The sequence below is a fragment of the Microbacterium sp. cx-59 genome (assembly GCF_020805625.1).
Taxonomy (GTDB): domain Bacteria; phylum Actinomycetota; class Actinomycetes; order Actinomycetales; family Microbacteriaceae; genus Microbacterium.
Window position 1 is genome coordinate 206140 of the sequence record NZ_JAJHGO010000004.1, and the last position, 20940, is coordinate 227079.

A 20940-nucleotide genomic window follows, 5' to 3' on the forward strand; every position below is an offset into this window, starting at 1 on the left:
GGGATCAGGCTACGCCGACCCCGGTGCGATCAGAGCGAGACCATCTCCGCGCTCCGCTCCCAGAGCATCTTCGCCACCCCGGGGTCGTCGGCGACACGGGTCGTCTTCGCGAGCCGGTTGTTCGCGTAGTACTGACCCGGCTCCCAGTCGACCCCCGGCTTGCCGAGTGCGAGGAACGTGAGCCTCGCGCCACCGACCTCGGTCGAGGTGAGTAGGCGCGCCGTCAGCGGGTTCGTGTACATGAACTTCCATGGTCCGCTCGATGCTCCCGCGAACCCGCTCGCGACCGCCCCGGGATGGAACGCGACCGCGTGGACACCGTTCTCGTGGAAGCGCCGGTGCAGTTCTTTCGTGAACAGGATGTTGGCGAGCTTGCCGTTGCCGTAGGCCGTGCTCGCGGAGTACTTCTTCTCCGCCTGCAGGTCGTCGATGTCGAATCGCGAGAAGCGCTGCGCCGCGAGGCTCGAGGTCTGGATGACCGACGCCTGACTCTCGATGAGTCGGTCCATCAGGAGGTTCGTGAGGAGGAAGCCGCCCAGGTGGTTGACCTGGAAGGTGAACTCGTACCCGTCGACGGTCGTGACGCGGTCGCCGAAGATGCCGCCGGCGTTGTTGGCCAGCACATCGATCCGCGGATATGTCTCGAGCAGCGCCGCCGCCAGGTCCCGCACCTGCGCGAGGTCGCTGTAGTCGGCGATGAACGAATCCGCGCCGAGGCGTCGAGCCACCGCATCCGTCTTCTCCGGGTTCCGGCCGACGATGACGACCGTCTCGCCCGCATCCTGCAATTGGCGTGCGGATGCGGCGCCGATTCCGTCGCTTGCTCCGGTGATGACGATTGTGCGCGGCACGTTTCCTCCTGTGGTCGGTCCCGTCATCGTATGCACGATGCCTGGCGGTGGGCCCGGAATTGCGCCCACCGCAGAGCCGACACAACTCAAAGCCCGCTCCCAGGTTCGCGGGACCAAATCCAGAGCCGCGACCGTTGACCCCTAAGACGCCGCAGCCAGCGGTGGCGAACAAGGAGGACACCGTGAGCAACGACTACCGCAAGACTCCCGAGGCGCTCAGCCGCCTGACCCCGAACGAGTACCGCGTGACCCAGGAGGACAGCACCGAGCCGCCCTTCCGCAATCGCTACTGGGACAACCACGAGGACGGCATCTACGTCGATGTCGTGTCGGGTCAGCCCCTGTTCTCGTCGGCCGACAAGTTCGAGAGCGGATCGGGGTGGCCCAGCTTCACCCGGCCGATCGACTCCGACGCCGTGACCGAGAAGACAGACCGTACGCTGTGGATGAAGCGCACCGAGGTGCGCTCGGCCGGCGCCGACAGCCATCTCGGGCACCTGTTCGATGACGGCCCGCGCGAAGCCGGTGGCATGCGCTACTGCATGAACTCCGCCGCACTCCGCTTCATCCCCGTCGCCCAGCTCGAGGAGCAGGGCTACGGTTCTTACCGCACACTCTTCACCACCACGCAGGAGGACGTCGCATGACCACCGACACCGGATCCATCACCCGCAGCCCCGGCACCGAGACCGCCGTCCTGGCGGGCGGCTGTTTCTGGGGCGCCGAGGAGCTCATCCGCCACCAGACGGGCGTGATCTCCACGCGCGTCGGGTACACCGGCGGAACCAACGAGCACGCGACCTACCGCAACCACCCCGGTCATGCGGAGGCCGTGGAGATCGTGTTCGACCCCTCGAAGACCACCTACCGCGACATCCTGGCGTTCTTCTTCCAGATCCACGACCCGTCGACCCTGAACCGTCAGGGCAACGACATCGGCACCAGCTACCGGTCGGCCATCTTCCCGCTCTCTCCCGAGCAGGAGCAGGTCGCCCGCGACACGATCGCCGACGTCGACGCGTCGGGGCTGTGGCCCGGCAAGGCCGTCACCACGATCGAGCCCGCGGGCCCGTTCTGGCAGGCCGAGCCCGAGCACCAGGACTACCTGCAGCGCATCCCGAACGGGTACACCTGCCACTTCGTGCGCCCCGGTTGGGTGCTCCCGAAGCGCAGCGCGACCGCGTCGGCGTAACCCCGGAACGAAGACGACGGATGCGGCCTCGGCGCCGCATCCGTCGTCTTCTTCGTGCTCCGGCCTCACGCACCGGTGCGGGTGCGGATCAGTTCAGCGCGCGGGTACCGGCGGGGATGACGCCGTCGGCGTAGAGGCTCTTCGCGACGTCCTGCAGTGCGGTCAGCGCGACCCGCTGGGTGGTCGGTCCGTACGAGATGCGGGCGACTCCGAGCGCCTCGTACTCGGCGGCAGCCAACGCGCCGGGCAGCCCGATCACGCTGACCTTGCGCTCGCCGATGCCCTCGACGAGCTGACGGGTGACGTCGGCGTTCAGCACGCCGGGGACGAAGATCACGTCGGCGCCGGCCGACAGGTACGCGCGACCGCGCTCGATCGCGTCCGCGATCGACTCCTCGACCGGGCGGTCACCGCCACGCACGAACGCGTCGGTGCGCGCGTTCAGCGCGAACGGCACGCCCTCGGCGTGACCGGCGGCGACGATCGCCTCCACGCGGGCCGCGGCCTCGGCGAGCGGGCGGAGCCGGTCTTCGACGTTGGCTCCGACGATTCCGACGCCGATCGCGCGACGCACGGTCTCCCCCGCATCGGCGTAGCCGTCATCGAGGTCGGCGGAGACGGGCACGTCGCCCGCGACCGCGACGATGCGGCTGACGAGGTCGAGTGTCGTCTCGAGCGGGATGGTGCCGTCGGCGTAGCCGAAGGTCGCGGCAATGGAGTGCCCGGCGGTGGCGAGGGCTCGGGTCTCCGGAAGGTCGAGGATGGCCTTGGCCGAGACGACGTCCCAGACGTTGACGACGCGGAGGATCTCGGGGGCGGCATTCAGGGCCGACAGCGCCTGCGCTCGTTCGGCCTGGGTCTTGTTCTGGGCATTCGTGTGCTCGGTCATATCGCCACGCTAACGGAGCGGGGCCGGATGGCGTCAGTCCAGCCCGGTGACCGACATCCCGAGCCATTCGCCGAGTTCCGCGAGTTCGGCCCGCACCATCTCGGTCTCTTCCGGATCGAACGGCACGAACTCGTGGATGGCGCCGAGCCGCAATTCCTCCCGGGTACGGTCCACTTCGGCATCCAGCATCCCCACGAATCGGTCGCCCATCAGAATCGGATGCGCGAAGAAGCCGTACCGGCGTTGGGGCCTCGGCTTGAACTGCTCGAGCACGTAGTCGAACGCGAAGAGTTCGCGCAGGCGCGGGCGGTCGAACAGCAGGCTGTCGTAGGGGTTGAGGAAAGCCACCCGACCGCCGCGGTCGTCGTTCAGGGCGGCCAGCGCCTCCGGATCGACGCGGTACTTCCGGGCGCTGCCCTCGATCGTCGCGGGTTCCCCCGCCGCCCCGACCGGCGTCCACGGCGACTTCTCCTTGGCGATGCCGACGGCCTGGAGTCGGCGCTCCTCCCGCATCCGTTCGGCGTCATCGAACGCGTAGTCGGGCAAGTTCTGCGGGTAGACCCGCTCGGCGAGATCCCACCGCCGGTGACGCCCGGCGCGGCCGACGATCGCCACCTTGCCCTGGCGGCTCAGGAAGTCGAGCATGTGCGGAACCTGATTCGGCCCCGACCATCCGTCGGTGCCGCGCCGCGCGACCGCGGTGTCGGGAATCTCGCGGGCGAAGAGCGGGCCGCCGTCGCGAAGGCGCGCCAGCACGTCGTCGCGGAACGCGGCGTTCGCCTCGAGCCACTGGCGGCTGCTCTCGCGTTGCGGCCACCGACGCATGCCGGGCAGCATGAGCGGCAGCAGACTCATCGGCCGAAAGGCACCGTCGAACTCGAACAGCAGCCGGTCCTGCTCCACCGCCTTCGACAGCTGGCCCGGTTCGTACGACCATCCGATCCGCGACCAGAGCAGGGTGTGCTCCGCGGGCGCGATCGTGGCGGTGGGATCGATCTTGATGTAGCCGAGCTGCTCGGCCACCTCCACGACATCGCCGGGGCGATCGGCATCGAGCAACTGTGCTCGCACGGCGATCCGCCGAGCCTCATCTGCTGTCAACCGGTGAGTCACGCGGTCAGGCTACCGACGCGCGCGGGCGCCGCACCACCCCGCCGTAGGCGCCGCCCGCAGGCCTAGGCTCGCCCCGTGGATGCACACGAGGTGATCGTCGTCGGCGCGGGCCTGGCGGGGCTGCGCTGCACGAGCGTGCTGGCGCAGGCGGGCCTCGACGTCGTCGTACTCGAGGCGGCGGAGGCGGTCGGCGGTCGGCAGCGCACGGATGCGGTCGACGGCTTCCTCCTCGACCGCGGCTTCCAGCTGCTCAATCCCGCCTACCCGGCCGTCGGGCGGTGGGTCGATGTGCGTGCCCTCGGACTGCAGCAGTTCCCAGGGGGCGTGCAGGTGCGGCGCGACCGCGGGGTCGCGACCCTCGCGCACCCGCTCCATCACCCCCGACTTCTGCCCGCAACCCTCCGCAGCGGGCTGCTATCGGCGCGCGAACTCTCGGCTCTCGCGCGGTGGGCGGGGCCGACCATCGTGAGGCCGCGCACCGCGCTCACCGGCGCCGACGCGTCACTCGCGACCGGATGGCGTCGCGCGGGCGTGCTCGGCGCACTTCGCGCCGAGGTGCTCGAGCCGTTCCTCGCCGGCGTCGTCGCGGACGACACGCTCGAAACATCCGACGCGTTCGTCCGGCTGCTCATCCGCATGTTCGCGCTGGGTCGCCCGGGAGTTCCCGAGCACGGCATCCAGGCGGTCCCCGCGCAGCTCGCGAGCATGGCCCGACTGATGGGGGCCTCGATCCGACTCCGTCACCGCGTCACCGGGCTCCGGTCGGGCGCCCGCGGCACGGAGATCGCCGTCGCCGGTGCCGACACCCTCAGAGCGCAGACGGTCGTCATCGCGGTCGGCTCGGAGGCGGTGCCGGCGCTCGTCGGTGTGCCGTCCGCTCAGACCCGCGGTCTGCAGACGTGGTGGTTCGAAGCGGAGGTGCCGCCGACCGAATCCGGCATGTTGCGGCTCGACGGACGCCGCAGCGGCCCGGTCGTGAACACCGCGGTGATGTCGAACGCCGCGCCCTCCTATGCACCTCCCGGCCGGCACCTCGTGCAGGCGACATGTCTGCTGCCCTCGACCGGCGGCGGGCCGGTGGAGACGGTGGTGCGCCGCCATCTCGGCGAGATCTGGGGCGGGTCGGTGGCGGGCTGGCACCTCATCCGCCGCGATGACATCCCGCACGCGCTGCCCGCGCAGACGGCGCCGCTGCGGCCGACCCGACCCGCCCGCATCCGCGACGGTGTCTATCTGGCCGGAGACCACCGCGACACCGCGTCCATCCAGGGCGCGCTCGTGTCAGGTGACCGCATCGCGCGGGCCGTCCTGCGCGACCGTGCGGGTGCAGGCGCGCCGGGAGAGGTTACGCCTCCGGGGTGACCTTCTGGTGATCGGGGGCGGCCCGCCGGTTCTGATCGGCGACCCACGACGCCAACAGCATCAACGCATCCGCCGTGGGCGAGCCGGGCGCCGCGGTGTAGACGTTCATGACCAGCCCCGGCTCGCTGGGAAGCTCCATCGACTCGTAGTTCAGGTCGAGGTCGCCGACCACCGGGTGGTGGAGCCGTTTGATCCCGCTGCGGTGGTACTTCACGTCCCGTGACGCCCACCGCTGGCGGAAGAGTTCGCTCTGCGTCGACAACTCCCCCACCAGGCGGATGAGCCCCTCATCGTGCGGGTTGCGTCCTGCCTCCAACCGGAGCATCGCCGCCGCGTCGTCGGCGATCTGGTCGTAGTCGCGCCAGAACTCGCGCGCGGCGGGATTCAGGTACGTGAACCGGGTCGTATTGACCGGCCGCCGCGGGTCGTCGAAGACCGGCGCGTAGAGCGCACGACCCATGCTGTTCGCGGCGAGGATGTCGTGCCGGCCGTTGCGCACCCAGGCGGGAGCATCGGCCATCGCATCGAGCACCTGCCGGATCGCCGGCCGCACATCGCTCGTCACCGGCGGTCGACGCCGCGGCGCCGGTCCGGCGTTCCGAGCGAGGTCGAACAGGTACTGCCGCTCCGCCTCGTCAAGGCTCAGGGTTCGCGCCAGCGCGTCCAGCACGCTTTCGGAGGCTCCCGCGAGATTGCCCCGCTCCAGCCGCACGTAGTAGTCGACCGAGACGCCCGTGAGCATCGCCACCTCTTCGCGCCGGAGTCCGCTCACGCGCCGGTTGCCGCCGTATGCGGGCAGCCCGGCCTGCTCGGGCGAGATGCGCGCCCGTCGAGAACTCAGGAACTCTCGGATCTCCGCACGGGTGTCACTCATCCCTCCACGCTAATCACACTCCGGACGCCGTGGGAGGCCCTGCGACTACCCGCCTGCGGACTCGCTCGCCGCGCGCCGCGACCGCATCTGCGCGAGGGGCAGCGACATGCGGGGATTGCCCGCCAGCGCGTCTTCGTGCTGATCGAGGAACCGCCAGTACGCGTCCGTGAACGCGGACTCCTTCGCCTGCTGTGCCGACGACCACCACGACCCCATCTTCTGCAGATATGCCCCGCCGGAGATATACGGCTTCGTGCCGACCAGCCCGCCATCGGCGTACTGACTCATCCCGAACACGTTCGGCACCATCACCCAGTCGTAGGCATCGACGAACAGCGCCAAGAACCAGCGGTTCACCTCGGCGGGGGCGTAGCCCCGCAGGAGGAACCAGTTACCCAGCACCATCAGCCGTTCGATGTGGTGCGCATACCCCCAGCGGTGCACGCTCTCGAGCACCGACCGCACCGGCACCGGCACGTCGACCGGGATTCCCTTCCCCGTGTACCACCAGTCCTCGAGCGGCCTACTCAACCCCAACGCGTTCGCTCCGTCGAGTTCCGGATGCGCCCGGTACATGCCGCGCATGTACTCCCGCCATCCGATGATCTGGCGAACGAAGCCTTCGACCGACGCCAGCGGCACGTCGTCGCCCGCGGTCGTCGCGGCCGTGATCACCTCGTCGACCGTCAGCAGCCCGATGTTCAGCATCGGCGAGATCACCGAGTGGAACAGGAACGGCTGGTCGCGCGACATCGCGTCTTCGTAGCGCCCGAAATCGCGGAACCGTTCGGCGATGAACGTGTCGAGCCACTGGCGCGCCGCATCCGGGGTCACCGGGAGCCAGAACTGCGCCGCATCACCGGGATGATCGGCGAACCGCTCGTTCACCTCGGCGATCACACCGGCGGTGATCGGATCGGGCGACGGAAAAGGAAGCGCCGGCACCGTCACCCCGCGCTTCGGAAGCGGATGCCGATTATCGGCGTCGAAGTTCCACCGCCCGCCGACGGGCTGCTCGCCGTCCATGAGAATCCCCGTGCGATGACGCTGCCACCGCACGAACGTCTCCATGACGGGCGTCGGATGCGCGGCGAACCACTCGTCGGATGCCTCTGCCGGAGTGAGGAACAGCGCATCCGGATACACCCGACTGCGAAGGCCGAGCCGGGCGCACAGCGCGTGGATCCGTTCGTCGACTCCCCGATCGGTCGCGCTCATCCACGCCAGACCGTCGGCGCCGTGCCGGGTCGCCAGTTCTTCGACTCCGCGAGCGAACGAAAGGTCATCCTCGAGAGCGACGACACGCACGATGCGCCCGTCCGCGCGGAGCCTGTCGACCGTGTGCCGAAGCGCCGCGAGCAGCAGCACGATCTTGTGCCGGTGGTACGGCAACCGGGAGAAGCGCTGCGCGGACTCGACAACGAAGAACTCGTCGATGTCGGGATCGTGGAAGGCCGGGTGATCCTCGAACTGCTGAGTCGCGAGGATCAGGGCCGCTTTCACGCGCAGCGCCTCTCGTTCCGGATGCCGGGATCAGTTCAGTTCGGACGGGTGCGCGCCCACGCGGCCCGAGCCATCCTGCGGATCGAGTGCCGTGATCGCTTCGACCTCAGCATCGGAGAGCGCGAAGTCGAACAGCGCGAAGTTCTCCGCCATCCGCTCGCGATTCACGGTCTTCGGGAAGACGATGAAGCCCTTCTGCAGGTGCCAGCGCAGCACCACCTGGGCGGGCGTGCGCTCGTGCGCCGCGGCGGCGTCGGCGACAGCCGGGGTGCCGAACAGGTCGTACTTGCCCTGGCCGAGCGGACCCCACGCTTCGATGTGGACACCGCGAGACGTGCACCACTCGACGACCTCGCGCTGCTGGTAGGCGGGGTGGATCTCGAGCTGGTTCACCGCGGGCAGCGTGCCCGTGGCGGCCTCGAGCTGTGCGAGGTGCTCGACCAAGTGGTTCGACACGCCGATCGACCGCGCGAGCCCGGCCTCGTTCAGCGACACGAGCCTCGTCCAGGCGTTCACGTAGTTGCCGTTGGCCGGGGCGGGCCAGTGCACCAGGTACAGGTCGACGAACTCGAGCTGGAGCTTCTCGAGGCTCTCCTGGATCGCGGCGCGGGGTTCGTCGCCCGCCTGACGATCGTTCCAGAGCTTCGTGGTGATGAAGAGTTCGTCGCGCGGGATCCCGCTGGACGCGATCGCGCGGCCGACGCCCTCTTCGTTGCCGTAGATCGCTGCCGTGTCGATGTGCCGGTAGCCGACCTCGAGGGCCTCGGTGACGTACTTCTCGGTCTTCGCCGGGTCGACTTTGAAGACGCCGTAGCCGAGCTGCGGGATGGCGTGGCCCGAGTTGAGCGCCACGGTGGGAACGGAGGTGTGCTGATCTGCCATGACCCCAGCGTACGGAGGGCCACCCCCACGCGGCCTCGGCTTGACGCCGATCATCGAGTGCTACCGTGATCGCCGCCGCCCTTATCGTCGTGGCGGCTACCGCCTTCGCCGGTGTGGCAGCGGGAACGGATCCCTCCGCGACCCCTCGTCGCAGCATCGATGTGTCCTCTCCGCTCACGCAGAGCGATCCGGATGCGTCCGGGCACCCGCGCCCGCGAGCACCGGGCCACGCGGCCGTCGTCCTCTAGACGCCGCCGCGCAACGCTCCTTCTCTCCCTCGCCCCCGACCGGCGAGGATGCGGCGTTCCGTCGCGGCCGATCACCTTCCCGATCGACCTCGCAGAACGGATCCTTCCGTGGACATCTTCGCCTTCCCGCCCGTGACCGCCCTCCTCGACCTCGCCTACCGCGCGCTTCTCGCCCTTTCCTCTGTTCTCGAACCCTTCACCGGCGCCTCGGCTGCGGCCGCGGCGGTCATTCTGACCACGCTGATCGTGCGCGCCCTCCTCATCCCCGCCGGAGTCTCGCAAGCGAAAGCGGAGCAGACCCGCGCGCGGCTCGCGCCGCGTCTACGCCTCATCCAGCAGCGATATCGCACCGATCCCGAGCGCATGCAGCGCGAGACGATGCAGGTCTATCGCGACGAGCACGCGTCCCCGCTGGCGGGGTGCCTGCCGTTGCTCGTGCAAGCGCCCATCGTCGGCATTCTCTACGCGGTGTTTCTGCATCCGGTCCTGGCGGGGCGCGACAACGCGCTGCTGTCGGAGACTCTCGCGGGCGTTCCTCTCGGCAGCAGCCTCGCGGGGATCGTCTCCGCGGGGGCGCTCGATCCGGCGAGCATCGCCGTCTTCGGCACCGTGCTCCTGATGATCATCGCGGCCGGCGAGGTGACCCGTCGCGCCTTCCGACCGGTCGTGACGAGCGACGTCACCCCGTCGTTCGCGCTCCACGCACTCGGGTTCCTCTCCTTCGCCTCCGCGGTGGTCGCCGTCTTCGTTCCCCTGGCCGCGGGCCTGTACCTGGCCGTGACGGTGGTCTGGACGCTCGTGCAGCGCCTCGTCCTGCGGCGTCGGTATCCGCTGGGGTCGCGGAGTTCCTGACACGGCCGGATCCCGCATCCGCCCTGGTTTTTCAGATCGTGCTCATGAACTGGGGTTTAACGTGCTCTCCGGACAGAATCCCGGTGCGCTCGCATTGACTCGCGCTGTGGAGCACGTGAATATGGAAGCCACCCCGACACTTTCCACCGAGTGACTTCCCGTGATTCTCGGTGCGGCGAGAGGAGCTACGTGCGCGCACACACCCGCGTTGTCATCGTCGCTGCCGCATGCGCGGGCGCCCTCGCCGTGACCGCCGTCACCTCGATCGCGCTGAACGTGTCCGACGAGTCCGCGAGCGGCCGCACGGCCCAAGCAGCCGAGATCCTGAGTGTCACCGAGGCCGACTCCCCCGACGAGATGGAAGCGGCGATCGGCGTGGAGCCGCCGCTGCAGGTGCGCGAAGTCGATCCCACCGCACCTCCGACGACGTTCCGACGCTCCGTGAGCGAACCGTGGAAGCCGTTCGTCAGCTCCGACCCGGTGCCCGCTCCGGAGCCGGCGCCCGCCCCGGCTCCGGAGCAGCCGGTCGCACCTACTCCCACACCGGATCCGACGCCGACGCCGAAGCCGCCGACATCGACCCCCACGCCCGGTCCGAGCACGACGCCGATCCCGGGCGAAGAGCCGGGCGACGACGAAGGACTCCCGTCCGAGCAAGCACCAGCGCCCCTGCCCGCGCCACCGATCGACGACGCGCCGTCAGAGTCCGTCACACCCTGAAGCTCGCGCTCTAGGGCCGGAGCAGCACCTTCGTCGCCCGACGCTCGTCCATCGCGGCGTACGCCTCGGCCGCCTCCGTCAGCGGAAGCTCCAGGTCGAAGACCAGACCCGGCCGGACGGCGCCGGAACGGACGTCCGGCAGAAGTTCCTCGATGTAGCCGCGCACCGGCGCGACGCCACCGTTGACGCCGACGTTCGACCCGAACATCCGACCGATCGGAAGTTCGGGGCCGCCGTTCGGCACGCCCACGTATCCGACCATCCCGCCCGGACGCGCCGAACGGAGCGCCTGATCCATCGACTCCTTCGTGCCGACGCACTCGAGCACGCGGTCGGCGCCGATGCCGTCGGTGAGCTCGCGCACCCTCTCGACGCCCTCGTCGCCACGCTCCGCGACGATGTGCGTCGCACCGAACTCGCGGGCGAGCGCCTGACGTTCCGGATGCCGGGACATCGCGATGATCGTCGTCGCACCCAACCGCTTGGCGGCGATGATGGCGCAGAGCCCCACCGCGCCGTCACCGACGACGGCGACGCTGTCACCGGGCTGCACACCCGCCGACACCGCCGCGTGGTGTCCGGTACCCATGACATCGCTCAGAGTGAGCAGGCCGGGGATCTCCTCGTCGCCGATCGGCCCCGGAACCACCGCGAGGGTGCCGTCGGCGAGCGGAACACGAACGAACTGGCCCTGGCCGCCGTCGGCGAAACCGTCGTCGTGCACGTCGCCGCCCCACCATCCGCCGCTGAGGCACGAGGTGCTGACACCGTTGCGGCAGTTCGCGCACGTTCCGTCGCACACGTAGAACGGGGCGATGACGAAATCGCCGGGCGCGACGTTCTGCACGTCGTCCCCCACGCTCTCGACGATCCCGACGAACTCGTGACCGATGCGGTGCGGTCGGTCCGTCGCGGTGACGCCCCGGTACGGCCAGAGGTCGGAACCGCAGACACACGCGGCGACGACGCGCACGATGGCGTCGCGTCCGGTGGAGAGCTGCGGGTCGGGAACCTCTTCGACGCGGATGTCACGGGCGGCGTGGATGACGGTGGCGAGCATGCATCCAGCCTACGCAGCGCGCGAGGAAGAACGCCCGCGGGTCCGGATAGTGTCGAGGGCGTGGCAGACCGGAGAGGCGCGTACTCCGACGTCGCGGAGCGTCACCAGGTCGCGCTGTATCTCCTCGCGATCACCCTCGGCGCGGGCGTCGGGATCGCTGTTCCCGCGAACGCGGCGCTCGAGGTCGCCATCGAGCCCGCGCTCGGCGCCCTGCTCTTCGTCACGTTCCTGACCGTGCCGTTCCGCCGCATCCGTGACGCTCTCGGCGACCGTCGGTTTCTGCTCACCCTCGGACTCCTGAACTTCGTCGTCGTCCCGTGCGTCGTCTACGGGCTGTCCCGTTTCGTCGCCGGCGACCAAGCAATGCTGATCGGTGTGCTTCTCGTTCTTCTGACACCGTGCGTCGACTACGTGATCGTGTTCACCCGGATCGCCGGTGGGGCAAGCGACCGGCTGCTCGCCGCCGCTCCGCTCCTGACGGTCGCTCAACTCCTCCTTCTGCCCGGATACCTGTGGGCATTCGCGGGAGCGGATGCTCTCGCCACGATCGACGCAGCCCCGTTCATCCGCGCGTTCCTCGTGCTGATCGCGCTCCCGCTCGGGCTGGCGATCCTCGTGCAGCTGCTCGCCGCGCGCATCCCGGCGGCGCGGCGGGCCGAAAGCGGGCTGCCCTCGCTCATGGTGCCGCTCATGATGCTGACCCTCGGCGTCGTGGTCGCCTCTCAGGTGCGGGCCGTCGGCGCCAGACTGAGCGAGCTCTGGGGTCTCCTGCCGCTCTACGCCGCGTTCGTCGTCGTGATGATCGCGCTCGGCTGGGCTGCGGCTCGCGTGGTGCGAGCGGATGCGGGCGCCGCCCGCGCCCTGATCTTCAGCGGCGTCACCCGCAACTCGCTCGTCGTCCTGCCGCTCGCTCTCGCGCTGCCCCCCGACCTTTCGCTCGCACCTCTCGTCGTGGTCACCCAGACGCTCGTCGAGCTGGTCGCAATGATCATCATGGTGCGCGTGGTGCCGCGGCTCGCGCCCTGATCGATCGTCCGTGAGGTCTCAGGCGTCGCGGGGCGTGCGTCGGGAGCCTGTGTCGGCCTAGCGGCGCGGACGGTCGCCGGCGGAACGCGGCGGGTCGACGGACACGTCGAGCGGGTCGAGCCCGCGGTGGGAGGTCCAGATGAGCTCCTCGCCCTTCGCCGCGTGCTGCGACGCCCGGACGGCCCGCTCATCCGCCCAGCTGTTCAGCCGATGCCCGCTGTGCCCGCGGACGTGCTCGAGGATGACCGGCGGGAGTCCCGCCGCACGGCGCTCCTCACGGGCCTCCATGAGCTGTTCGAGGATCTCGCGGTTCGCGGTCGGCTTCTTCGCGCTCGTCAGCCAGCCCCGGCGCGCGTGGCCGTCCATCCATGAGCTGTAGGTGTCGATCGCGTACTTCGAATCGGCCTGCACCGTGAGGTTCGTGACGTGCGGGTGATCGCGGATCGCGTACAGGAGGCCGAGCAGTTCGCCGATGTTGTTCGTGCCCTCGGGAATCGAGCCCGCCGCCCACTGACCGTCCTCGCCGACCCACGCCCACCCGGCCGGCCCCGGGTTGCCCTTGCATGCGCCGTCGGTCGCGAGCGTGTAGGAATCGAGCTGCTGATCGGGTGCGGGAGGCATTGGTCCATTCTTTCAGGTCGCGGGTCGGGCGACTTGTCCTCCCCAGGGGCGGGTGCGGGGATGTTGTCCACGGATGTGGATTGTGCGGGTGATAAGGGTGTGGATGTCGGAGGTCTCCACTACGATTAGAACATGCGTTCGAATATCGAGGTGAGCGTCCCGGGCGGTGAGGATGCCGAACGGGCCGCGGTGGTGGCCGGTGTAATCGCCGCGGAGCGCGCGTTAGCGACCGCGCAGGCGGCAGCGGTGCGGGCTTTCGCGCGAGCCGGTGCGTACGCGGAGCGAGTGAGCCGATCGAACGCGGTGCGGGAGCGCGAGATGGCGATGCGGTCGGTGGCGGCGGAGATCGCCTGCGCGACCCGCCTGTCTGATCGCACCGTGCAACGCCGGATGAGCGATGCTGACACGCTCGTTTCCGGGTTCCCGGAGACGGTGACGGCGTGGGAGGCGGGCCGGATCACCCAGGGGCACGTGCGTGCCGTCGTCGACGCCGGGCTCCCCCTCGCAGGCGAGGACCGGGAGCTGTTCGACCAGGCCGCCGTCCCCGTCTGCGAAGCAGAGACCCCGGCCGGCGCGAAACACCTGCTCGGGATGCTGGCGGAGAAACTCCACCCCCGAACCCTGACGGAACGCCACCAGGAAGCCCGAGAAAACCGAGGCGTTCGCGTCGTGCCGCTGGAGGACGGAATGGCGGAACTCGTCGTCATCCTCCCCGCCCTTCTCGCGCACGCGATCCACGACCGCCTCACCCAACAAGGCCGCCTGATCAAGAACGCCCGCGAACGAACGCGCCGCCACGTCACGGATGATTGTGGCGCTGCGGTGGGCGTCGATGTCGCGAGCGCACGTGAGCGCGAGCGGCAGGAGGTGATCGCGTCCGATGACCGGACCGTCGACCACATCCGCGCCGACCTCGTCGCCGACATGCTCCTCACCAGCACGCCCGGCGCGGATCCGACGGTGACCGGGGATCAGCCTGGAGAACTCGGCGCGATCCGCGCGACCATCCAGGTCGTGGTCCCCGTCCTCACCGCCGCCGGCGTATCCGAGGACCCCGCCGAACTCACCGGACGCTCACCCATCGACCCCGACACCGCCCGCCGACTCCTCGGAAACAGCACCGCATTCGCCCGGGTCCTCACCCACCCCATCACCGGCACCATGCTCACCACCGACCGGTACACCCCCACCGCCGCCATGACCCGACACCTCCAAGCCCGAGACCAACACTGCCGATTCCCCGGATGCCGCACCCCCGCCATCCACTGCGACATCGATCACACCATCCCCCACGCCCACGGCGGCCCCACCCGCACCGACAACCTCGCCCACCTCTGCCGACGCCACCACACCCTCAAACACACCGCCTCCTGGACCGTCACCCAACACCCCGGCGGAACCCTCCACTGGACCACACCCCTCGGCCACACCCACACCACGACCCCACCCACAAGACACGGAGGGACCGCGCGGTTCACACCCGACAACGACCCACCACCCTTCTGACGGGCAGGCGGGTCATGAGGTCACCCGGGAGCGGCTATCGCATCATCCGGGAACGGTCGCGGCGTGGTCCGGGCACGGAACGGCGGCACCGGCGAGGCAGTCCTGGCAGAGCACCACCCGAACGCGGCAAGCGGAATCCGTGCAGTCGCCGATGCGGTCTCCGGGAGCGCCGCATCCGGCGCACGTGCCGAGGACTTCCGCGTCGGGCCCGAACGTGACGGCGCCTCGGCCGTCGAAGACGTAGAGCGATCCGTCCCACAGTCCGTCGTTGCCGAACGCCTCGCCGTATCGCACGATGCCGCCGTCGAGCTGGTACACCTCGTGGAACCCTCTCGCGACCATCAGGCTCGACAGCACTTCGCACCGCACGCCGCCGGTGCAGTACGTGACGACCGGGGTGTTCTTCAGGTGGTCGTAACGCCCAGACTCGAGCTCGGCCACGAAGTCGCGAGTGGTGGCCACATCCGGAACCACGGCATTGCGAAATCGGCCGATCTCCGCCTCGAAGGCGTTCCGCCCGTCGAAGAAGACGACATCATCTCCCCGCCGAGCAACGAGAGCATTGACCTCGGCCGGAGAAAGCGGAGTCCCCCCGCCGCGCACACCGTCCGCGTCGACCGTCAACTCGTCCGGAGCGCCGAAACTGACGATCTCGTCGCGCACCTTGACCGACAGCCGGGGGAAGTCGAGGCTCATGCCGAGGTCGTCGAGTCCCGAGCCTTCCGACCACTTCACGTCCATGTCTGCGAAGGGGGCGTACTGAAGCGTCTTCCGACGGTAGGTCTTCACCGCGTCGAGCTCGCCGCCCACCGTCCCGTTGATGCCATCGCGAGAAATGAGGATGCGCCCACGGAGCCCGAGCAGCTCGCAGAGATCGCGCTGCCACAACCGCACGGCCTCCGGATCGGCGATCGGGACGAAGCGATAGAACAGCAGGATCTTGGCGACGGACACCGGCCAATCGTAGGTCGTCAGACCGTGACGAGCGCCCAGACGCCGGCGACCGCAGAGACGACAGCGAGCAGCAGAGCGATGCCGATCAGCACCGCGTGCACGCGGAAGAACGCCGTCCGCTTGCCGGCGGCGTCACGCGCACGGGCATCTTTCGCGACCCGCTGGAAGAATCGCGGCCACACGACCACGTTGTAGATCGCGTTCACGAGCAGGAGCACGGCGAGGAAGATCTGCATCCCTCGAGCGTATTCTCCACAGCGCACACGCGCGGGCACGGCCGGAGTTCTAGGCTCGGACCACCCGCATCCGATCCCTGCGGCGAGGAGCCCCGGCATGAGCGACGAATCCGTCCCACCGCAGGCAGCAGAGCCGTCGCCGCCGACGATTCGTCCCGGACAGCGCTTCACGCAGCCGTATCCCGGCGCGGCCCCCGTGCTGATCCCGTCTCCGAGCCCGACGTACGCGCCGCCGTCCGCGCAACCGCGCGGACGCGACCCCCGCCCCGCATCCCTGGCGATCGTCGCCTTCTGCCTCGCGGGGGTGGGCGCCCTCGCGCTCCCGCTCGTGGCGGTGCTCGCCGTGCCCGCCCTCCTCGCCGGCTTCATCTGCGGGCTCATCGCCGTCATCGGCCGCAGCCACGGCGGCAAGGGATTCGGTATCGCCGCGATCGCGACCTCCGCGGGCGCCAGCGCGCTCGCTGTCATCGGCGTGATCTTCGCCGTGGCCATCGGTTCCGCGTTCACGGTCTCCGACCCGTTCGGATTCGCACCCCGCCCCTACGACGCGCCCTACACCGACGGTTTCCCGAACGATGGGGAATTCGTTCCCGACGGACCGATCGAATACGGCGCGGCGCTCGATCTGTTGGCGGGCGAGGTCGTCGTGACTCCCACGAACCTCGCCGAAGGGATCTGGAACTACGGCGTCGTGCTCGACAACCCCAACCCCGACGCGATCTTCGAAGACAGCATCATCCTGGTCGAGGGTCTCGACGCGAGCGGCACCGTCGTGGACACGCATGAGCAGTACCTGACGATCCAGCCCGGCCCCACGGCGATCGTGGGATCATTCCTCGACGCCGGCGACGCGACGATCACCGACGTCCGACTGCAGCTACCCGACAAGGCCGACGCGCGGATCCTCGGACCCGATGAGGCGGGAATCGTCACCGTCGAAGACGTGCAGCAGACCGACGAGTACGGGATCCCCGCCGTCACGGGCCGGGTCGTGAACGGCACCCCGCGAGATCAGCTCTATGCGCAGGTCATCGTCCTCACGCGCGACGCGGAGGGCACCCTGATCTCGGCCGATGGCACCTACGTCGACGAGCTTCCCGCCGGGGCCGAGCAGACGTTCGAGCTGAGTTTCTACGAGCCGCTGCCCGCGGGCGCCACGATCGAGGCGTACGTCACGCTGTAGTGGACGCGGGCATCGTGACGCTCAACGGCGACATTCAGCACCCCGAACACCAGCACGAGCAGCGCCGCGAGGGCGGGAAGCGCGAGGGCGAGCGGAATCGACACGGTCTCCGCGATCGACCCCGCCAGGGCTGACGACAGGGCCTGAGCGAGCGTCAACGACGACGCGAGCAACGTCATCGTGGTGGCCGAGCGCCCCGCCGGGCTCCGCTCCCCCGCCAAGCTGAAGATCGTCACGAGCGCCGGGCCCACGCCGAGCCCCATCACGAGAAGCGTGACGACGAGGCCGGACACCGCATCCGTCGCTGCGTACGCCGACGCCGACACCGCCATCACCGTGGCGAAGACGAGCCAACGCCAGCGCAATGCGAAACGTGCCGGCAGCACCGCGACGGCCAACGCGAGAGCCGCGGAACCGATGCCCATCAGGCCGTACAGCAGCCCCGCATCCGCGCCCGCGCCGCGGGATTCCATGAAGGCCGTGAGAGAAGTGAGCGTCGAGCCGAAGAACAGTCCGACGGCGAACGTGCCTCCCACCAGCACCAGCACGCGCGGGCTCAGGACGGCCGAGAACGGTGCACGGCGCGCGGTCTCGGATTCGCTCGATGTCGCGAGCACGCCGGTCGGGTGAAGTGCGAACGCCGTGACGAAGACGAAACTCAGGGCCGCGGCGATCGCGATCGGCGCCCAGGGGGCGATGAACGACGCGAAGATGCCGACGAGGAACGGGCCGATCACGAACGCCGTCTCATCCGCGGCGGACTCGTACGACATGGCGCGTGTGAATGTGCGGCCGCGGGTATCCGGATGCAGCCGGTCACGGATGATCGCGATCACACGGCTGCGACTCATCGCGGCGGCCTGAGGCGCGGTCACCCCGATCAGTCCCGCCACGATCAGCACCATCGCATCGGGCATCCCCGACAGCACGACGAGCGGGAACAGCGCGAGAAGCACACCGTTGATCAGACCGACCGGCACGAGCACCGTGCGCTGGCCGTGGTGATCGACGGCGTCACCGATGACCGGACCGGCGATCACGACACCGATGCCGACTGCAGCCGAGGCGAGTCCGCCGAGCGCGACAGAACCGCTCGCACTGGTCACGAGTGTCAGAACACCCACGACCATCATCGCGAACGGCAGCCGGGCGATGAACGCGATGGGAAAGTATCCCCACCCGGTGTGGTGGATCAAAGTGGATTGCTCGGGTGCCAAGGCACAACCTCCGCGCGGACTCAGCGGCGTGCCGCCTTGCTCCATCAGCAGGTAGTTGCACTCTCGGCGCCCGCGCCGGAAAGCGGCGATCGGGGGGCGGCATCGAGTCGTCGTCGCGGATGCTGCCACAGCCGTGGCGCGCTAGGCGCCTCCCCCAGTCTACGACAGGGGGAGGCGGAACCGGCCGGAGAGGACGGTCAGTGCACGCGCGAGTCGTCGCTGAGACGGTGCCAGGTGCGGTTGTGGTACACCAGCGCGTTGCCGTGCGCACCCGGCTCGACGTCGCGGTTCAGGCTGGACTGGAGCGCGTGCGCGGCGATCACGGTCGATCCGCCGGCGTTCATGCGTTCGATGATGCTGCAACGCACCCACGCGCGCACGCCGTTGTAGACGGGCTCGCCGGTGACGAGGCGGGTCCACGAGTCGTGGTCGGCGAACCGGTCGATCCCGCTCGTCGCGCCGAGCTTCGCGACGTCGATGTCGTCGCTGTCGAGCAGATGCACCACGACGGTCTCCGCCGCGAGGATGGCGGGAGCGGCAGACGAGAGTGCGGAGATCGAGAAGATCAGGAGCGGCGGCTCGGCGCTCACCGACGACACCGAGGTCGCGGTCAGGGATACCGGGCCGTCCGGGCCTTCGGCGGTGATGACCGCGACGCCGCCGGGGTGCCCACGGAACAGCGCCTTGAACTCGTCTGCAGACAGCGAAGCGCTGATCGCCCGTTCCGGGTCGAGCAGTTCATCCGGGGTGTGCGACGCGTGAATACTCATGATGCGACGGTAGATCCTTCTTGTTTCGATCAGGTCACGTGCGCGAAACATGGCGCAACGCAGGGGCCGGTGCGGCATCCAGATCCGCGACGATCTGCTGAACGGCCGCGCGGCCGGCCCGGTTGGCACCGACCGTCGATTGCGAGGGGCCGTAGCCGATGAGGAACAGGCGCGGTTCGTCGGTCGCCCGCGAGTTCTCGACACGGATGCCGCCCGCGGCCGTCCGCAACCGGAGCGGCGCGAGGTGGTCGATGGCGGCCCGGAAGCCGGTCGCCCAGAGAATCACGTCGGCGCGCACGAACGATCCGTCCGGCATCCGGACACCGTTCTCCTCGATCGCCGTGAACATCGGGTGGCGCACCAGCACCCCGCGCGCCTCGGCCGCGCGCGACCACGTCGTGTGGTGCATTCCGGTGACCGAGACCACGCTGCCCGGCGGGAGTCCCTGCCGCACGCGTTCCTCCACCCCCGCGATCGCCGCAACCCGCGCCGGGATGTCGAAGTCCTCCCGCGCCCATTGCGGCTCGTCGCGCGTGACCCAGTAGGTGCTCGCCACGTGCGAGATCTCGTCGAGCAGTTGGACCGCGGAGATTCCGGCACCGACGATCACGACGGTCTGCCCGGCGAACTCGGCCGCCGATACATAGTCGTGGACATGCAGCTGACGCCCGCGGAACCGGTCACGGCCCGGATAAGCCGGCCAGTACGGACGAGTCCACGTGCCGGTGGCGTTGATGACGTGGCCCGCGGCGTACACGTCGAGGTCGGTTTCGACGATGAGTCCCGCATCCGGCTCCGCGGTACGACGTACGGCACGCACGCGCACCGGACGCCGCACGTCGAGTGCGAACTCCTCCTCGTACTCGGCGAAGTACACCGGCAGCACGTCGCGGCTCGACGCGCGCGGGTCGGCCGGCGGAACGGGGAAGCCGGGCAGCTCGTGGATCCCGTTCACGGTCGCCATGCGCAACGATTCCCACCGGTGCTGCCAGGCGCCGCCCGGGCGGTCGTCGCCATCGAGCACGACGAAGGTGCGTTCTCCGGGGAGTGCACGGCCGACCGGGGCGAATCCTCGCCGCCGCAGATGGTAGGCCGCAGACAGACCGGCCTGCCCCGCGCCGATCACGACTACGTCGACGCGTTGTGCATTCACGCGATCGTCAACGCGCGCTCGGCGCGGGGCATTCCGTGTCAGGCGCGGAGGGCGTCTGCGATCGGAGTCTCGCCGGCGCCGAACCGGATGGTGCGCCGGGCGGTGCTGTCGTCGGCGAGCACCTGGGCGATGACCGCGGCGACATCGGCGCGCGACACGTCGCCGCTGCCCTCGGGCGAGGTCGTGATGGCGCCCGTCGGGGCGTCGAGAGTGAGCGTTCCCGGCCCGAGGACGGTCCACTGCAGGTCGGTGGCGCGGAGGTGCTCATCTGCGGCGAGCTTCGCGTCGGCGTACGCGTAGAACGAGTTGTCGGGGTCGACGCCGTGGTCGGGCGACGACCCGATCCACGACACCATCACGTACCGCGGAACGCCCGCGCGGACAGCGGCATCCATCGTCCGGATGGCGGCGTCACGATCGACGGCGTAGGTGCGTTCGGCGGTGCCGCCGCCGGCGCCGGCCGACCAGACGACCGCGTCATAGCCCGCGAGCAGCTCGACGAGCGCGTCGACGTCGAGCTGCTCGACGTCCGCGACCTTCGGGGTGGCCCCGGTCGCGGCGACCTCCTCGGAGTGATCGGCGTTGCGGATGACGGCCGTGACATCGTCGCCACGCTCGGCCAGCAGCGGCTCGAGCAGGAGAGCGACCTTGCCGTGACCGCCGAAGACGAGGATGCGGGACATGGAGACTCCTTCTGAGAGTGACGGGGGTACCCGTCCAGCCTAGAA

23 protein-coding genes are annotated in these 20940 nt (G+C 69.5%); 9 read left to right on the forward strand and 14 right to left on the reverse strand.

Going from position 1 to position 20940, the window contains the following annotated elements; translation table 11 throughout:
• Window positions 1-29: 29 nt before the first annotated feature.
• Window positions 30-878, reverse strand: coding sequence for an SDR family NAD(P)-dependent oxidoreductase (locus LMI96_RS04410; protein WP_228360608.1), 849 nt, complete (start codon window positions 876-878; stop codon window positions 30-32).
• Window positions 879-1033: 155 nt separating this feature from the next.
• On the opposite strand from LMI96_RS04410, the gene msrB reads away from it, so the two are divergent.
• Window positions 1034-1498, forward strand: a complete 465-nt coding sequence (gene msrB, locus LMI96_RS04415) for a peptide-methionine (R)-S-oxide reductase MsrB (RefSeq protein WP_223721393.1) — start codon at window positions 1034-1036, stop codon at window positions 1496-1498.
• On the forward strand, window positions 1495-2043 hold the full coding sequence (gene msrA / locus LMI96_RS04420) for a peptide-methionine (S)-S-oxide reductase MsrA (protein WP_223721394.1): 549 nt from the start codon (window positions 1495-1497) through the stop codon (window positions 2041-2043). Before msrB ends, msrA begins: the two co-directional genes overlap by 4 nt.
• A gap of 88 nt (window positions 2044-2131) precedes the next feature.
• Here the strand turns inward: msrA and LMI96_RS04425 are convergent, their stop codons facing one another.
• Complete coding sequence (locus tag LMI96_RS04425) at window positions 2132-2932, reverse strand: isocitrate lyase/phosphoenolpyruvate mutase family protein (protein WP_228360609.1); 801 nt, start codon at window positions 2930-2932, stop codon at window positions 2132-2134.
• 33 nt (window positions 2933-2965) lie between these two features.
• Window positions 2966-4045 carry a DNA glycosylase AlkZ-like family protein gene (locus tag LMI96_RS04430; protein ID WP_228360610.1) on the reverse strand — a complete coding sequence of 360 codons (1080 nt, stop codon included), beginning with the start codon at window positions 4043-4045 and terminating at the stop codon, window positions 2966-2968.
• A gap of 75 nt (window positions 4046-4120) precedes the next feature.
• Between LMI96_RS04430 and LMI96_RS04435 the strand changes: the two genes are divergently transcribed.
• The gene (locus tag LMI96_RS04435) at window positions 4121-5407 is read left to right on the forward strand and encodes an NAD(P)/FAD-dependent oxidoreductase (protein ID WP_228360611.1); all 1287 of its coding nucleotides are present in this window, start codon (window positions 4121-4123) and stop codon (window positions 5405-5407) included.
• Here LMI96_RS04435 and LMI96_RS04440 read toward each other — a convergent pair.
• From LMI96_RS04440 to LMI96_RS04450, 3 genes are read right to left on the reverse strand one after another with little or no spacing between them, the layout of a single operon-like run.
• Entirely contained in the window at window positions 5391-6281 is an 891-nt protein-coding gene (locus LMI96_RS04440) for a helix-turn-helix transcriptional regulator (RefSeq protein ID WP_223721398.1), read from the reverse strand. The genes LMI96_RS04435 and LMI96_RS04440 overlap by 17 nt on opposite strands.
• A gap of 45 nt (window positions 6282-6326) precedes the next feature.
• Window positions 6327-7784 carry a cryptochrome/photolyase family protein gene (locus LMI96_RS04445; RefSeq protein WP_228360612.1) on the reverse strand — a complete coding sequence of 486 codons (1458 nt, stop codon included), beginning with the start codon at window positions 7782-7784 and terminating at the stop codon, window positions 6327-6329.
• A gap of 30 nt (window positions 7785-7814) precedes the next feature.
• A complete protein-coding gene (locus LMI96_RS04450) occupies window positions 7815-8666 on the reverse strand; it encodes an aldo/keto reductase (RefSeq protein WP_228360613.1) in 852 nt (283 codons plus the stop codon).
• Window positions 8667-8731: 65 nt separating this feature from the next.
• Here LMI96_RS04450 and LMI96_RS16290 point away from each other — a divergent pair, with 65 nt between their 5' ends.
• From LMI96_RS16290 to LMI96_RS04465, 3 genes are all read left to right on the forward strand, one after another.
• Window positions 8732-8914 carry a DUF6412 domain-containing protein gene (locus LMI96_RS16290; RefSeq protein ID WP_228360614.1) on the forward strand — a complete coding sequence of 61 codons (183 nt, stop codon included), beginning with the start codon at window positions 8732-8734 and terminating at the stop codon, window positions 8912-8914.
• A 108-nt stretch (window positions 8915-9022) separates the two neighbouring features.
• A complete protein-coding gene (locus LMI96_RS04460) occupies window positions 9023-9766 on the forward strand; it encodes a membrane protein insertase YidC (RefSeq protein ID WP_228360615.1) in 744 nt (247 codons plus the stop codon).
• Between the two features lie 189 nt (window positions 9767-9955).
• Window positions 9956-10486, forward strand: coding sequence for a hypothetical protein (locus LMI96_RS04465; RefSeq protein ID WP_228360616.1), 531 nt, complete (start codon window positions 9956-9958; stop codon window positions 10484-10486).
• Window positions 10487-10496: 10 nt separating this feature from the next.
• Here the strand turns inward: LMI96_RS04465 and LMI96_RS04470 are convergent, their stop codons facing one another.
• Window positions 10497-11546: a zinc-dependent alcohol dehydrogenase family protein gene (locus tag LMI96_RS04470; RefSeq protein ID WP_228360617.1), complete on the reverse strand. Its 1050-nt coding sequence runs from the start codon at window positions 11544-11546 to the stop codon at window positions 10497-10499.
• Between the two features lie 60 nt (window positions 11547-11606).
• Between LMI96_RS04470 and LMI96_RS04475 the strand changes: the two genes are divergently transcribed.
• Window positions 11607-12572: an arsenic resistance protein gene (locus LMI96_RS04475; RefSeq protein WP_228360618.1), complete on the forward strand. Its 966-nt coding sequence runs from the start codon at window positions 11607-11609 to the stop codon at window positions 12570-12572.
• Window positions 12573-12629: 57 nt separating this feature from the next.
• On the opposite strand, the gene LMI96_RS04480 is transcribed toward LMI96_RS04475, so the two are convergent.
• Window positions 12630-13193 carry a ribonuclease H gene (locus LMI96_RS04480; protein ID WP_223721406.1) on the reverse strand — a complete coding sequence of 188 codons (564 nt, stop codon included), beginning with the start codon at window positions 13191-13193 and terminating at the stop codon, window positions 12630-12632.
• Window positions 13194-13325: 132 nt separating this feature from the next.
• On the opposite strand from LMI96_RS04480, the gene LMI96_RS04485 reads away from it, so the two are divergent.
• Entirely contained in the window at window positions 13326-14699 is a 1374-nt protein-coding gene (locus tag LMI96_RS04485; protein WP_228360619.1) for an HNH endonuclease signature motif containing protein, read from the forward strand.
• A gap of 42 nt (window positions 14700-14741) precedes the next feature.
• Here LMI96_RS04485 and LMI96_RS04490 read toward each other — a convergent pair whose 3' ends face one another.
• Together LMI96_RS04490 and LMI96_RS04495 are read right to left on the reverse strand one after the other, a co-directional pair.
• Entirely contained in the window at window positions 14742-15653 is a 912-nt protein-coding gene (locus LMI96_RS04490) for a rhodanese-related sulfurtransferase (RefSeq protein WP_228360620.1), read from the reverse strand.
• A gap of 17 nt (window positions 15654-15670) precedes the next feature.
• Window positions 15671-15889 carry an SCO4848 family membrane protein gene (locus LMI96_RS04495; RefSeq protein ID WP_223721409.1) on the reverse strand — a complete coding sequence of 73 codons (219 nt, stop codon included), beginning with the start codon at window positions 15887-15889 and terminating at the stop codon, window positions 15671-15673.
• 97 nt (window positions 15890-15986) lie between these two features.
• Between LMI96_RS04495 and LMI96_RS04500 the strand changes: the two genes are divergently transcribed.
• Window positions 15987-17072 carry a hypothetical protein gene (locus tag LMI96_RS04500; RefSeq protein ID WP_228360621.1) on the forward strand — a complete coding sequence of 362 codons (1086 nt, stop codon included), beginning with the start codon at window positions 15987-15989 and terminating at the stop codon, window positions 17070-17072.
• Here LMI96_RS04500 and LMI96_RS04505 read toward each other — a convergent pair.
• The 4 genes from LMI96_RS04505 to LMI96_RS04520 form a co-directional block, all read right to left on the reverse strand.
• Window positions 17021-18268: an MFS transporter gene (locus tag LMI96_RS04505; RefSeq protein ID WP_228360622.1), complete on the reverse strand. Its 1248-nt coding sequence runs from the start codon at window positions 18266-18268 to the stop codon at window positions 17021-17023. The genes LMI96_RS04500 and LMI96_RS04505 overlap by 52 nt on opposite strands.
• Before the next feature lie 218 nt (window positions 18269-18486).
• Window positions 18487-19059 (reverse strand): flavin reductase family protein, encoded by a 573-nt coding sequence (locus LMI96_RS04510; RefSeq protein ID WP_228360623.1) that lies wholly within the window; start codon window positions 19057-19059, stop codon window positions 18487-18489.
• Window positions 19060-19093: 34 nt separating this feature from the next.
• On the reverse strand, window positions 19094-20212 hold the full coding sequence (locus LMI96_RS04515) for an NAD(P)-binding domain-containing protein (RefSeq protein ID WP_228360624.1): 1119 nt from the start codon (window positions 20210-20212) through the stop codon (window positions 19094-19096).
• Window positions 20213-20250: 38 nt separating this feature from the next.
• Entirely contained in the window at window positions 20251-20895 is a 645-nt protein-coding gene (locus LMI96_RS04520; RefSeq protein WP_228360625.1) for an SDR family oxidoreductase, read from the reverse strand.
• Window positions 20896-20940 lie beyond the last annotated feature (45 nt).

Coding starts and splice junctions, on each gene's coding strand:
- msrA (WP_223721394.1), top strand. CDS start 1,495: ATGACCACCGACACCGGATCCATCACCCGCAGCCCCGGCACCGAGACC.
- LMI96_RS04500 (WP_228360621.1), top strand. CDS start 15,987: ATGAGCGACGAATCCGTCCCACCGCAGGCAGCAGAGCCGTCGCCGCCG.
- LMI96_RS04440 (WP_223721398.1), bottom strand. CDS start 6,281: ATGAGTGACACCCGTGCGGAGATCCGAGAGTTCCTGAGTTCTCGACGG.
- LMI96_RS04410 (WP_228360608.1), bottom strand. CDS start 878: ATGACGGGACCGACCACAGGAGGAAACGTGCCGCGCACAATCGTCATC.
- LMI96_RS04495 (WP_223721409.1), bottom strand. CDS start 15,889: ATGCAGATCTTCCTCGCCGTGCTCCTGCTCGTGAACGCGATCTACAAC.
- LMI96_RS04425 (WP_228360609.1), bottom strand. CDS start 2,932: ATGACCGAGCACACGAATGCCCAGAACAAGACCCAGGCCGAACGAGCG.
- LMI96_RS04485 (WP_228360619.1), top strand. CDS start 13,326: ATGCGTTCGAATATCGAGGTGAGCGTCCCGGGCGGTGAGGATGCCGAA.
- LMI96_RS04450 (WP_228360613.1), bottom strand. CDS start 8,666: ATGGCAGATCAGCACACCTCCGTTCCCACCGTGGCGCTCAACTCGGGC.
- LMI96_RS04510 (WP_228360623.1), bottom strand. CDS start 19,059: ATGAGTATTCACGCGTCGCACACCCCGGATGAACTGCTCGACCCGGAA.
- LMI96_RS04480 (WP_223721406.1), bottom strand. CDS start 13,193: ATGCCTCCCGCACCCGATCAGCAGCTCGATTCCTACACGCTCGCGACC.
- LMI96_RS04520 (WP_228360625.1), bottom strand. CDS start 20,895: ATGTCCCGCATCCTCGTCTTCGGCGGTCACGGCAAGGTCGCTCTCCTG.
- LMI96_RS04470 (WP_228360617.1), bottom strand. CDS start 11,546: ATGCTCGCCACCGTCATCCACGCCGCCCGTGACATCCGCGTCGAAGAG.